The organism is Nonomuraea cavernae (assembly GCF_014646355.1).
GTDB classification, from domain to species: domain Bacteria; phylum Actinomycetota; class Actinomycetes; order Streptosporangiales; family Streptosporangiaceae; genus Nonomuraea; species Nonomuraea cavernae.
This window is the reverse complement of sequence record NZ_BMNH01000007.1, coordinates 15289-28277: the sequence shown is the minus strand read 5'-3', so window position 1 is coordinate 28277 and position 12989 is coordinate 15289. Positions and strand designations below refer to the sequence as shown.

Annotated in this window: 10 protein-coding genes; 5 read left to right on the top strand and 5 right to left on the bottom strand. The window is 71.1% G+C overall.

Features of this window, described 5'->3' with window-relative positions; all coding sequences use genetic code 11:
* Nucleotides 1-303: 303 nt before the first annotated feature.
* The 3 genes from IEY82_RS14310 to IEY82_RS14300 form a co-directional block, all read right to left on the bottom strand.
* Complete coding sequence (locus IEY82_RS14310; protein ID WP_229697587.1) at nt 304-1218, bottom strand: RpnC/YadD family protein; 915 nt, start codon at nt 1216-1218, stop codon at nt 304-306.
* A 101-nt stretch (nt 1219-1319) separates the two neighbouring features.
* Nucleotides 1320-2210, bottom strand: a complete 891-nt coding sequence (locus tag IEY82_RS14305) for a serine/threonine-protein kinase (RefSeq protein WP_189124596.1) — start codon at nt 2208-2210, stop codon at nt 1320-1322.
* 38 nt (nt 2211-2248) lie between these two features.
* The gene (locus IEY82_RS14300; RefSeq protein ID WP_189124595.1) at nt 2249-3997 is read right to left on the bottom strand and encodes an N-6 DNA methylase; all 1749 of its coding nucleotides are present in this window, start codon (nt 3995-3997) and stop codon (nt 2249-2251) included.
* 76 nt (nt 3998-4073) lie between these two features.
* Here IEY82_RS14300 and IEY82_RS14295 point away from each other — a divergent pair, with 76 nt between their 5' ends.
* The 4 genes from IEY82_RS14295 to tpx all read left to right on the top strand — a co-directional run bounded on the left by IEY82_RS14295 (nt 4074) and on the right by tpx (nt 10059).
* Nucleotides 4074-4844, top strand: coding sequence for a PP2C family protein-serine/threonine phosphatase (locus IEY82_RS14295; protein ID WP_189124594.1), 771 nt, complete (start codon nt 4074-4076; stop codon nt 4842-4844).
* A 209-nt stretch (nt 4845-5053) separates the two neighbouring features.
* Complete coding sequence (locus tag IEY82_RS39885; protein ID WP_268241129.1) at nt 5054-6019, top strand: CHAP domain-containing protein; 966 nt, start codon at nt 5054-5056, stop codon at nt 6017-6019.
* 102 nt (nt 6020-6121) lie between these two features.
* Nucleotides 6122-9385 carry a fused isobutyryl-CoA mutase/GTPase IcmF gene (gene icmF, locus IEY82_RS14285; RefSeq protein WP_189124593.1) on the top strand — a complete coding sequence of 1088 codons (3264 nt, stop codon included), beginning with the start codon at nt 6122-6124 and terminating at the stop codon, nt 9383-9385.
* A 173-nt stretch (nt 9386-9558) separates the two neighbouring features.
* Entirely contained in the window at nt 9559-10059 is a 501-nt protein-coding gene (gene tpx, locus IEY82_RS14280) for a thiol peroxidase (RefSeq protein WP_189124592.1), read from the top strand.
* Nucleotides 10060-10123: 64 nt separating this feature from the next.
* Here the strand turns inward: tpx and IEY82_RS14275 are convergent, their stop codons facing one another.
* Nucleotides 10124-10924, bottom strand: a complete 801-nt coding sequence (locus IEY82_RS14275) for an SAM-dependent methyltransferase (protein WP_189124591.1) — start codon at nt 10922-10924, stop codon at nt 10124-10126.
* Nucleotides 10925-11061: 137 nt separating this feature from the next.
* Between IEY82_RS14275 and IEY82_RS14270 the strand changes: the two genes are divergently transcribed.
* Nucleotides 11062-11814 (top strand): helical backbone metal receptor, encoded by a 753-nt coding sequence (locus tag IEY82_RS14270; RefSeq protein ID WP_189124590.1) that lies wholly within the window; start codon nt 11062-11064, stop codon nt 11812-11814.
* On the opposite strand, the gene IEY82_RS14265 is transcribed toward IEY82_RS14270, so the two are convergent.
* Nucleotides 11811-12986, bottom strand: a complete 1176-nt coding sequence (locus tag IEY82_RS14265; RefSeq protein WP_189124589.1) for an ROK family transcriptional regulator — start codon at nt 12984-12986, stop codon at nt 11811-11813. The two genes, IEY82_RS14270 and IEY82_RS14265, sit on opposite strands and share 4 nt — an antisense overlap.
* Nucleotides 12987-12989: the final 3 nt, after the last annotated feature.

The window sequence follows — 12989 nt, the reverse complement described above, 5'->3', positions numbered from 1 at the left end:
CAGCGTGCGATGTGTCCGCCCGTCCTTCTGCACACCCGGACGTATCACCGTCTCGCGCCACGCGGGGTGGGTTGTGCTGAGCGGTTTGCGTACCGCGCGGATGCGTGTGGCCTTGTCCTCGTCGTTGCAGATCACGACAGAATCGAACGCCCTGGGCGAGGAGTAGGGCACGCCCGTGACATGCCGCCGCCGGCGGCGGCACCAGCGCGTCGTACCTTCTGCCTGAAGGAGAACCCGTCCGCGGAACGGAGGCATGTGGCGCGGTGCGACGCCTCGGCGGCAGGCATCTGACGTCCGCCTACATCAGCGGCGCTGCTCTCCCGATCCGTCGAACAGGCCGTCCAGGGTCTGGGTGGTGACCGCACGGGTGACCCAGGTTTCCAGTTGGGTCAGGTCGGTGCACGCGGTGATGCGGGCCCGAACGTCGTCGGGGAGCATGAATCCACGGGTTTCCAGAAGGAGCAGCACTAGCCGGGCGGCCTCTTCTGCTTTCCCTTCTGCTTTCCCTTCGGCCTTGCCTTGGGCTTGCCCCTCTTCGAGGCCGCGGCCGTAGTGTTCGCGCGCGAAGGGGCTGTAGACGGGCCAGGCGGTGGACTTCATGATCTCCTCCATGAGTCGCCGGATGTCGGGCGCGGCCATGCTGTAAGCGTATTCATAGTACTTCGGAGCGTATTCATCGCGGAGCTCGGTCAGTGCCATGGCGAACGCTTCGATGACCTTGCGATCACGGCCGTGGACCATGACCGACATGGCCGACAGCCCCGGCTGCTCCGCGGCCTGGTGGGGGTCGGTGATGGCGGGGATGTCGTCCGGCCCCAGCACCTGGCACTGGAGGCGGTAGCCGGTCAGGCCGGAGTCGATCGGCTGTGCGTAGTGGGCGGCGGCTGCCCGGTCGGGTGTGATGACCAGGACCGTGACGTCGCAGCCCAGCAGCAGCCAGAGCGCGGCGGCGTAGCGGGTGAACTGCCGGGGATCCTTGGCCTTGTCCTGCTGGATCTCCACGACGACGGCGTGTGCCGGCGACTGTGGTGGCCCCATGACGAGGATCAGGTCGGCCTCGATGTCGACCGAGTGGCGGGTGTTGAACGTGCTGTCCTCCACCCGGATGAGGGGAGTGGCAGGTAGCTCCACCCCCATGAGGTCACGCAGGATCTCCACTGCCAGCTGCGGGCGGTCACTGATCATCTGGATCAGGGCATCATGTCGGGGGGACGGCATGACACCTATTGTGACACGGCGCTCACGTTGAGTGACGCATGGCTGATGGCCGACTTGCGGAGGCTGGCCTTGATGCGTGGGACGGTTCGGTCCGGATGTCGCTAACCGTTGAGCACTCGGCCCACCATGCGGGCGTACATGCGGCCTGGGCTGGGCGACTTCGCCAGAAAGCCGGGCAGCATCCGCAGCCCCACCGCGAACGGCTCCAGCCGCTCGTACAGCGCCTCGGCGCCCGCCGGCCGGTCGCCCGGCTTCTTCTCCAGTAACTCGGCCAGCAGTGCGCCCAACTCGCCGGGCAGCCCCGGGATGCCGGGCGGGCGCTGCTTGACCTGCTTCTCGAACACCACGTAATCGGTGGGGCCGGTGAACAGCTGGCGCCCGGTCAGCATCTCGTGCAGCACGCAGCCCAGGGAGTAGAGGTCGCTGCGCGGCTCGGCGACGCCGTGCTGGATCTGCTCGGGCGCCATGTACGCGGGCGTGCCGAGGATCTGGCCGATCCTGGTGAACGTGGTGACGTCGGCGTCGCGCAGCAGGGCCAGGCCGAAGTCGAGCACCTTGACGCTGCCGTCGGGGCAGAGCATGAGGTTGGTCGGCTTGAGGTCGCGATGGCAGATGGACAGCGCGTGCGCGGCGGACAGCACGGCGCACGCCTGGGCGGCGATCGCGGCGGCCCACGAGACCGGCAGCGGCCCGTGCTCGCTCACCACGTCGGCCACCGTGACGCCCTCGATGAACTGCATCACCTGGTAGAGCCGCTGTTCGTGGGTGCCGAAGTCGTACAGCACGGGAGCGCCAGGATGCTCCAGCCGGGCCAGGATGCGCGCCTCGCGGATGAACCGGCGCTCCAACTCCTCGTCGGGCCCGCTGGGCAGCCGGAGGAGCTTCACCGCCACCCGGCGGTCGAGATGGCGGTCGTGGCCCGCGTAGACGGCTCCCATGCCGCCCTGCCCCAGAGGGAGGTCGTCGAGCACATAGCGGTCGCCGATGACCATGAGCCCCCTCCCGCCCTTATCGCGAAAAACCTACACCGTCAGGACTGGGGCTGCAGGTGGCCGTCGGTCAGCCCGTCGAGGCCGAGCCGGATCAGCGTCTGGCCGAGCGCGGAGGTCTCGCGCAGGGCGTCCTCCAGCACGGCCAGCTGCCGGAATGCCTCGCCGTAGGCGGTCTGGTCGGCGAGCGAGAGCCGGGGCAGGCGGGTGCGCCGCGCGTCGAAGCGGCTGGAGCCGGTGGTCGCCCGCCCGCCGGCGGCGCGCAGGAAACCGGCCAGGAAGTCGGGGTCGAGCCGGCGCGCGTCGACCCGATAGAGGGTCAGGTGCGGACCGAGCACGAAGCCGCCCTCGGTCATCACCCGCACGCTGGAGTAGGACGCCACCACGTCGCCCGGCCGGACCTCGACGAGCCCGCGCTGCGGACCCGCGCGGCCCGAGGGGGCCGTGCCGTGGGCGATGTCGTCGGCCGTCAGCACCGCGACCTCGCCGCCGTCGGCCGCCATCTTGGGCGGCGCCTGCACCGTGGTCACCAGGCCCTCCTTGATCAGGTCGCCGACCGTGGTGACCGGCTGGTCGAGCGGCTGGTCGAGCACCTTGAGGTCGGGCGGCGTGGCGGCGGCGGCCAGGAAGCGGTCGCGGGTCTCGGTGAAGGCCCGGCCCAGGTCGTCGCGGCGCTGGTGGCGGGCCGGGGTCATGTCGACCTCGTCGGCCAGCAGGTCGATGATGCGTACGGTCTGGTCGGAACGGTCCTCCAGGTAGGCCCGCCAGGCGGGCTCGACCGCCGACTGGTCGGTGGTCGCGTCGAGGATGAGCACGTCGGACGGCGGCCGCTCGCCGGCGGCCGGGCGGCGCAGCAGCCACAGGTCGCTGCCCGGCAGCGCGACCACGGCGCGCAGGGCGCCGGCACGCAGCAGGTTGGCCCGGATGCGCCTGCCCGCCTTGCGGCTCGCGGCGGCGGGCGGCATGAGCACCGCGACCAGGCCGCGCGGCCTGGCGTGGGTGAGGCAGTGCTGGACCCAGGCCAGCTCGGGCTCGCCCCGGGGCGGCAGGCCGTACTCCCAGCGCGGGTCGCCGGTCAGCTCCTCGTAGCCCCAGGACCGTTCGTTGAACGGCGGGTCGCACACGACGGCGTCGGCCTTCTCGCCGGCGAAGGCGTCGTGGCGGATCGAGTCGCCCGCCTCCACCCGGGCCCTGACGCCGCGCAGCCGCAGCCGGGCGGCGGTGATGCGGGCGGAGGTGCCGCTGAGGTCCTGGCCGAGGACACTGGATGCCCGGGGCGCCAGCAGCAGCGTGCCGACGCCGCAGGCGGGGTCGAGCACCGTGCCGCCGTCGGTGTGGACCAGCCTGACCATGAGGTCGGCGGTCTCCTCGCGGGTGACCGAGAGCTGCCGGGAGTGGGCCTCCAGGTAGCGCTCGATGAGGAACTCGTACGCGGTGAGCGGGTCGTGCCGCTCGGCCAGCTCGAAGACCAGCGCGGCGAGCTCGGGGTCGAGCCCGCTGTGTCCCTCGGTCAGCAGCACTCCGACCTGGGCCACCAGCTCGCCCAGCCGCAAATCACCGGCGGCTCTCAGGCGTTGCCATACCCGATCACCCAGGGAGACCTGGTAGGACTTCCCATAGCGTCGCAGCCAGGACTCGACCTGGGGCAGCGAGAAGAGGGGTTGGTTGGCGGTGCCGCCGACGGGCAGTGGGAAGTCGTCGTGGCGGCGGCGCCAGTTGCTGACCGCGGCTCGCCCGACCCCTGCGAGCCGGGCGATGTCCCCGGCGTTCACAGTCGGGTCATGGCTCATGAAGGCCACAGTAGTTCACAAGAGTCTTCAGCGCATCTGCTTGTGAAGTCTTTCAACCAATGATTTACTGCAGGGTATGAAGCAGAACATCCGCTATGCCGCCGGATCAGATGTGGGCCGCCGCAGGGAGCAGAACGAGGATTCCGGTTATGCGAGCAGCCGGCTGCTCGTGGTGGCCGACGGGATGGGCGGGCACGCGGCCGGTGAGCTGGCGAGCTCGGCGGCCATCGCGGTCATGCGCGAGCTGGATGCCACGCTTCCCGAGGCGGGGGTCGACCTTGAGGCCGCGATCGAGGGCGCCGTGCACGAGGCGGCGCGCCGGCTGGTCGAGTTGGCCGACATCGACCCGGCGCGCAGGGGGATGGGGACCACGGTGACCGCCATGCTGTGGGACGGCTACCGGTTCGCCCTGGCTCATCTCGGTGACTCCCGCGGATACCTGCTTCGCGATGGTGCGCTTTACCAGATGACCAAGGATCACACACTTGTGCAGTCGATGGTGGACGAAGGACGGATAACAGAGGATCAGGCCGCCGTGCACCCCCGGCGGTCGATGGTGCTCCGGGTGCTGGGCAGCGAGGGCCGTGCCGAGCCCGACCTGGCGCTACGCGAGGCCGAGCCCGACGACCGCTATCTCCTGTGCTCCGACGGGCTGACGACCGTCCTCGGGCCCGAGGTCCTGCACGAGGTGCTGACCACGTTCGCCGACCCCGGAGCGGCCGTACGGCGGCTGATCGACCTGGCCAACGAGGGCGGCTCGCCCGACAACGTGACCGTGATCGTGGCCGACGTGGTGGCGCCGGGCGGGGGCGATCAGCAGGTCTACCGCGTGGGGGCCGGCGCGTAGGCAGGCGGGTGATCAGCGGCTCCGCCTGAGGTGGCGCCGACTGCCGTCACCTCTGTCACTTCTGCCGCACAGCCGCTGTTTTCTCTCACGGTTAGCCACTTTCCGGGTGTTCGGCGCGCGATCGTAGGTCGGCTATTACAGTCCAACGTGATCTGCCGGATTTTCTGGGAGGAGTCGCCCTGGACCCGATCGCGGAAGATCTGCTGAAAGTGGTACGCCAGGAGATCGGCTACCGGGAGAAGGGCGGCCAGCACACCAAGTTCGGCAACTGGTACGCCGACCGTGTCCAGGATTCCCAGTACCGCAACGCCCCCTGGTGCGACATGTTCATCGCCTGGGCTGCGGACAAGGCCGGGGTCACCGACTACGTCGGCCAGTTCGCATGGACTCCTTCCCATGCCGCCTGGTTCATCCAGAAGGGCGCCTGGACCGCCAAGCCGGAGCCGGGTGCCCTGGTCTTCTTCGACTGGAAAGGCGGCAAGAGCTACAAGGGCATCGACCACGTGGGCATCGTGGAGCGCGTCTCCGGTGACAGGATCCACACGATCGAGGCGAACGTCGACCGCGTCTGGCTCAAGCGCAAGACCCGCGAGACGGACAAAGTCGTCGGCTACGGGTTACCCCGGGTGGTCAAGGAGCGCCTCACCCAGAGTGAGATCCGGGCCACCGACCAGCCGTTCGTCCCCGTGCCGCGCGTGGCGGCGCCGCAGGGGTCGCCGTTCGACATCCTGGGCACGCCGCAGGCGCTGCTGGCCGTGATGGTGCTGACCACCGTCGTGCTCTCCTTACGCCGCGCGGGTCACCGCCGTGGCACCCGCAGGGTCGCCCACCGCCGCTTCCGCTGGCCATGGAACGCGCCAGACACGTCACCGGCCAGGCATCCCACTCCGGCCAGGCTTCCCACTCCGGCCAGGCAGCCCGGCCCGGCCAGGCAGCCCGGCCCGGCCAGGCACCCCTGCCCGGCCAGGCCCGCCCCGCCCGCCGACCCGTTCCTGACCGCAGGGCGGGGCGAGCCCGCCGGCCCGTCTCCGTCCGCCGCGCCGGTACGCCATCCCGATCCGGCGCTCTCCGGCCGTCCGGAGAGTGGCCGGAGCCGGGTCCCCGCGGGCGTGGGTCACGGGGGTGAGCGCCGTCCGACGGTGACGAGACGCCGGCCGTACGAGCCGAAGGGCTGACCGCCGCACGGGTGTTTCCTTCGCGAAGAGCAGGGGGCTTGGGAAATAGTAGGACGTCCTAGTATCTTCGAAGTGAGGCCCCTCACCAAGGAGTGATCAGGCGTGCACGTTCCGGCCCACCCTGTCCGTTTCGTGACGGCAGCGGCCCTGTTCGACGGTCATGACGCGGCGATCAACATCATGCGCCGCATCCTCCAGTCGCAGGGCGCCGAGGTCATCCACCTCGGGCACAACAGATCGGTGGACGAGATCGTCACCGCGGCCGTCCAGGAGGACGTCCAGGGCGTGGCGATCAGCTCCTACCAGGGCGGTCACGTGGAGTTCTTCTCCTACCTGGTCGAACTGCTGCGCGAACGCGGCGCGGGCCACATCAAGGTGTACGGCGGTGGCGGCGGCGTCATCGTGCGCGAGGAGATCGACCTGCTCCACTCCCGCGGCGTCACCCGCGTCTTCTCGCCCGAGGACGGCCAGCGGCTCGGCCTGCCCGGGATGATCAACAAGCTGATCGAGGAGTGCGACGTCGAGCTGAACGGCGCCCCCTCGGCCGAGGCCGTGCTCTCGGGCGACCAGGCGGCGCTGGCCAGGGCGATCACCCTGATCGAGGCCGGTCGCGCGCCGGACGGGCTGGTCGAGGGCCTGCGCTCGGCGGGGCGCCAGGCGCCCGTGCTCGGCATCACCGGCACCGGAGGGTCGGGCAAGTCGTCCCTCACCGACGAGCTGGTCCGCCGGCTGCGGATGGACAACGACGACAAGCTGCGCATCGCGATCATCGCCATCGACCCGACCCGCAGGCGCGGCGGCGGCGCGCTGCTCGGTGACCGCATCCGGATGAACAGCCTGGGCCCGCAGACCTACTTCCGCTCCCTGGCCACCAGGGGCGCCCCCAACGAGGTGCCCGCCTGCCTCGACGACGTGATCGCCGCCTGCCGCGCCGCCGGCCACGACCTGGTCGTGGTCGAGACTCCCGGCATCGGCCAGGGCGACGCCGGGATCGTGCCGCACGTCGACGTGCCCATCTACGTCATGACCCCCGAGTTCGGCGCGGCCTCCCAGCTGGAGAAGATCGACATGCTCGACTTCGCCGAGGCCGTGGTGATCAACAAGTTCGAGCGGCGCGGCGCCGAGGACGCCCTGCGCGACGTGAGCCGCCAGCTGGTGCGCAACCGCGAGGCCTTCGGCGTCTCGCCGGACGAGATGCCGGTGTTCGGCACGATCGCCTCCCGCTACAGCGACGCCGGGGTCACGGCGCTCTACCACCACCTCAAGGGCCTGCTCGTGGACAAGGGCATGCCGGCCGGTTCGGGCCTGCTCGCGCCGGTGCGCGGACGCACCTCCCTGGCGTCCGCCGCGACCGTGCCGCCCGCCCGCGCCCGCTATCTGGCCGAGATCGCCGACACGGTGCGCGGCTACCACGCCGAGACGGACGCCCAGGCCGAGGTGGCCCGCCGCCGCCGGCAGCTCACCGCCGTCCGCGACCTCCTCGCCACCGGCACACCCGGCACACCCGGCAAAGCCGCCGGAGCCGCCGAGGCCGGAGCGGTGGACGCGACGGAGGCCAGGCTGGCGGAGCTCCTGGAGCAGGCCGAGGGCGAGCTGAGCGACGAGAGCCGGGCGCTGCTCGACTCCTGGCCCGCCACCCGCGCCGCGTACACCGCCGACGAGCTGGTCGTACGGGTACGCGACCGCGAGCTGCACACGCCGCTCTGGCGGGAGACGCTGTCCGGCAACCGCGTCCCCCGCGTGGCCCTGCCCCGCTACACCGACGACGGCGAGCTGCTCAGGTTCCTGCGCCGCGAGAACCTGCCGGGCAGGTTCCCGTTCACGGCGGGCGTCTTCCCGTTCAAGCGCGACGACGAGGACCCGACCCGGATGTTCGCCGGCGAGGGCGACCCGTTCCGCACCAACCGGCGCTTCAAGCTGCTCTCCGAGGGCCAGCCCGCGACCCGGTTGTCCACGGCGTTCGACTCGGTGACGCTCTACGGGCACGATCCCGACCCACGGCCCGACATCTACGGCAAGGTCGGCACGTCGGGGGTCTCCATCGCCACGCTCGACGACATGAAGGTGCTCTACGACGGGTTCGACCTGTCCGCGCCCAACACGTCCGTCTCGATGACGATCAACGGCCCGGCGCCGACGATCCTGGCCTTCTTCCTCAACGCCGCCCTCGACCAGGCGCGCGACGCCTTCCGGGCGGAGCACGGGCGCGAGCCGTACGAACAGGAGGAGCGCGAGCTGCGGGCGCGGACGCTCGCCACCGTCAGGGGCACGGTGCAGGCGGACATCCTCAAGGAGGACCAGGGCCAGAACACCTGCATCTTCTCCACCGAGTTCTCGCTGCGGATGATGGCCGACATCCAGGAGTGGTTCATCGCCAACGGCGTGCGCAACTTCTACTCGGTCTCGATCTCCGGCTATCACATCGCCGAGGCCGGGGCCAACCCCATCAGCCAGCTCGCGTTCACGCTCGCCAACGGCTTCACCTACGTCGAGGCGTACCTGGCACGCGGCATGCGGATCGACGACTTCGCGCCCAACCTGTCGTTCTTCTTCTCCAACGGCATGGACCCCGAATACAGCGTGCTCGGGCGCGTGGCCCGCCGCGTCTGGGCGGTCGCGATGCGCGAGAGGTACGGCGCCGCCGAGCGCTCGCAGAAGCTCAAGTACCACATCCAGACCTCGGGCCGGTCCCTGCACGCCCAGGAGATGGACTTCAACGACATCCGCACCACCCTGCAGGCCCTGATCGCCGTCTACGACAACTGCAACAGCCTGCACACCAACGCGTTCGACGAGGCGGTGACCACGCCGTCGGCCGAGTCGGTGCGCAGGGCGATGGCCATCCAGCTGATCATCAACCGCGAGTGGGGCCTGGCGCGCAACGAGAACCCGCTGCAGGGCTCGTTCATCATCGACGAGCTGACCGACCTGGTGGAGGAGGCGGTGCTGCGGGAGTTCGAACGGCTGTCTGACCGGGGCGGCGTGCTGGGCGCCATGGAGACGGGCTACCAGCGCGGCCGGATCCAGGACGAGTCGATGCTGTACGAGACCCGCAAGCACGACGGCTCGCTGCCGATCATCGGAGTCAACACGTTCCACAACCCGCGCGGTGACGAGCCGCACCCGCGGAAGCTGGAGCTGGCCCGGGGCACCGAGGAGGAGAAGCAGTCGCAGCTCGACCGGCTGCACGCCTTCCACGAGCGCAACCGGGCCGAGGCGCCCGCCGCGCTGGCCAGGCTGCGCGAGGCGGCGATGTCCGACGGCAACGCCTTCGAGGTGCTGATGGACGCCGCCCGGTTCTGCTCGCTCGGCCAGATCACCGACGCCCTGTTCGAGGCGGGCGGCCAGTACCGGCGCAACGTCTGACGCCGGTCGGCCGGTACCGGCGAGACGTTTGACGCCGGTCGGCCGGTACCGGCGAGACGTTTGACGCCGGTCGGCCGGTACCGGCGCGACGTGCGCCGGTCGGCCCGGGTCGGCCGCTGTGGTGCCCGCCGATAGGATCAAGATCGGGGGCATCACTGCAATCAGGAGGTTTCATGTCCGACGTCACGTTCAAGGGCAGCCCGATCACCGTGGGCGGCACCTTCCCGCAGCCTGGCGCCGCGGCGCCCGACTTCCGTCTGGTGGGCGGTGACCTCGGCGAGGTCTCGCTGGCCGACTACGGCACCTCCACCAAGGTGCTGAACATCTTCCCGAGCGTCGACACCGGTGTCTGCGCCGCGTCGGTCCGCCGGTTCAACGAGGTGGCCGCCGACCACCCCGACGCCGTGGTGCTGTGCGTCTCGGCCGACCTGCCGTTCGCGCAGAAGCGCTTCTGCGGCGCCGAAGGGCTCGACAGCGTGGTCATGCTCTCGATGATGCGCGGGCGCGAGTTCCTCACCGACTACGGCGTGGCGCAGGAGTCGGGGCCGCTGGCCGGGCTCGCCGCCCGCGCGGTCGTGGTGCTCGACGGCGACAACAAGGTGATCTACTCGGAGCTGGTGCCGGAGATCACCCAGGAGCCCGACTACGATGGCGCGCTCGCCGCGCTCAAGTAGTCACCGGGAGCCGTACGGCGAGGGCCGGGATCCGTCACGGACCCCGGCCTCCGGCGCTCGGGCGTCAGGGCTTGCGGCCCATCCCGCACAGGAGCAGCGACGACTCGGGAGAGTCGGCGAAGCCGATCGTGTCGGCCGGAGCGGGCCGCCACTGCGGCAGCCACACCAGGCCCGGCTCGACCAGGTCCCACCCCTCGAACAGGGCCGCGACGCGCTCACGGCCGCGCGGGCTCAGCGGAGAGGTCGTACGCCGGAAGACCTCGACGATCTTCGCGTCGCCGGCGGCGCGCGCGTCGCCGGCGAGGTGGGAGATGACCAGCGCGCTGCCGGGGGCCACCGCCTCGCGGAGCGTCGTGAGGATCCGGCCGGGGTCGTCGGCGTCGCTGACGAAGTGCATGACCGCGGTGAGCAGCACCGCGACGGGCCTGCTGAAGTCGAGGGTGCGCGACACCTCGGGGCTGCGCAGGATGTCGAGCGGTTTGCACAGGTCGCCGTAGACGACGGCGGTGCCCTCACCGGCCGGCATCGCCCGGGCGTGCACCAGGACGACCGGATCGCGGTCGACGTAGACCACGCGCGCTCCGGGGGTGACCTCGCGGGCCAGCTCGTGCACGCTGCGTCGCGTGGGCAGACCGGTGCCGAGATCGAGAAACTGCGTCACACCGGCCCTGGCCAGCTCGTGAACGGCACGTTCCAGAAACGCGCGATTGGCCCGCGCGGCGGCGCGGAGCTCAGGCGCCACCTGGAGGATCTGCTCCGCGGCCTCACGGTCGGCGGGGAAGTGGTCCTTGCCTCCGAGGAGGTAGTCGTAGAGCCGGGCGACGTTGGGAGTGTGCGGATCGAAGCCCAGCGGTTCGCGCTCCAACCAGTGGCCCCCGATCAGAAGTCCACGACCTTTATCTGGGAGTCTACTGATGCGTCAGGTCGGCTGTGGAGGTGCTTCGGCACACTGGAATCGTTCCAGTCGGGTCGCCGGCGACGGCCGCGGCACGGGGGGCCGGTGTGAAGGACGACACGGGAGCCGAGGTGCGGGTGCCCGCCGAGGTGCGCCGGATCGTGTCGCTGGTGCCCTCGCTGACCGAGTCGGTGGCGGCGACCGCCCCGGAGACGCTCGTCGGCGCCACCGACTGGTGCGCCCATCCGGCGGGTCTCGACGTCACCCGGGTGCGGGGCACCAAGAACCCCGACCTGGAGACGATCAGGGCGCTGCGCCCCGACCTGGTCCTCGCCAACGTCGAGGAGAACCGCGAACCCGACATCTCGGCGCTCCGTCAGGCCGGTCTGGCCGTCTGGGTGACCCGGATCGAGACGCTGGACCAGGCGTTCACCTCGCTCGACCGGATGTTCCGCCTCGCCTGCCGCGCCGGCCGTCCCGGCTGGCTCGACCTGGCCGAGGAGGCGTGGCGGGAGCCGCCGAGCGGGCCGCGGCGCACGGCGGTCATCCCGATCTGGCGGCGCCCGTGGATGGTGGTGGGGCGCGACACGTTCACCGGCGACGTGCTGAGACGGCTCGGCGTGGACAACCTCTACGCGGATCACCCGGAGCGCTATCCCAAGGTGCCGCTGCCCGAGCTGGTCGGGCGGGCTCCCGACCTGGTGGTGCTGCCGGACGAGCCGTACGCCTTCGCCGCCGACGACGGGCCCGAGGCGTTTCCCGGACTCGGGTGCGTCCTGGTCAGCGGGCGCGACCTGACCTGGTACGGGCCGTCGCTCGTCGCCGCCCGCGACCGGCTCGCGGCCTGCCTCGCCCGCTAAGGCACGATCGCGCGGCCCCTGGGCTGACCGGGATCGGCGGCCAGGGCGGCGTCGACGGTGGCCGGGCTGAGCACGTGCTCCATGACGATCACCGCGGTGCCCACGATCCCGGCGCGGTCGCCCAGCGAGCTGGTCGCGATCTCCAGGTTGCGCGTGGTGTACGGCAGGCTGCGCCGGTAGACGCTCTCCCGGATGCCCGTCAGGTAGTGCTCACCGGTCTCGGCCATGTCGCCGGCGAGCACCAGGACACCGGGGTTGAGCAGGCTGACCGCGGTGGCCAGCACGATGCCCAGCGTGCGGCCGGCCTCCTGGGTGCGGGCGATGGCCGTGGGATCGCCGGCCTGGACGAGGCGCACCACGTCGCGGCTGGTCTGACCGCCCACGTCGACGGCCACCGCGTGGCCGCTGGCCAGGGAGGCGACGCAGCCGCGCGAGCCGCAGGTGCAGACCCGGTCGTCGGTCTCGCGCAGCCGTACGTGGCCGATGCTGCCCGCGGCGCCCTCCACCCCCCGGTAGATCTCGCCGTCGAGGATGACGCCCGTGCCGATGCCGGTGGAGACCTTGACCAGGACCAGCGCCCGGGTCTCGCGCCAGGTCGACCACCACTCGCCGAGCGCCATCGCGTTGGCGTCGTTCTCGACCAGGATCGGCACCTCGAAGTCGGCGCCCAGGGCCTCACGGATCGGGTGGTCGTCCCAGCCGGGCATCAGGAACGATCTGACCACCCGGCCGGAGGTGTGGTCGACCGAGCCGGGCAGGTCGACGCCGATGCCGCACACCCGGTCGTGGGGGTGTCCGGTGCGGTCGAGCAGCCGCTGGAACGCCTCGCGCACCCAGGACAGGACCGCCTTGGGGCCGCGGTCGATGCGCATCTCGGTGTGCTCCTCGGCCAGTGGCCGGGCGGCGAGGTCGGTCAGCGCGACGTGGGCGTGGCCCGCCCCCAGGTCGGCCACGAGCACCAGGCGGCCGGCGGCGTCGATGTCGAGCACCGAGGGCGGCCGTCCGCCCCCGGAGCTCGCCACGCCCGACTCGTGGATGTAGCCGGCCTCGATCAGCCGGTCGACCCGGTCGGTGATCGTCGATCGGGACAGTCCGGTGAACTCGATGAGTTCCTTGCGGGTGCGGCAGGAGCCGTCGCGGATCAACTGGAGGATCTGCCCTGCCGTCAGCATGGT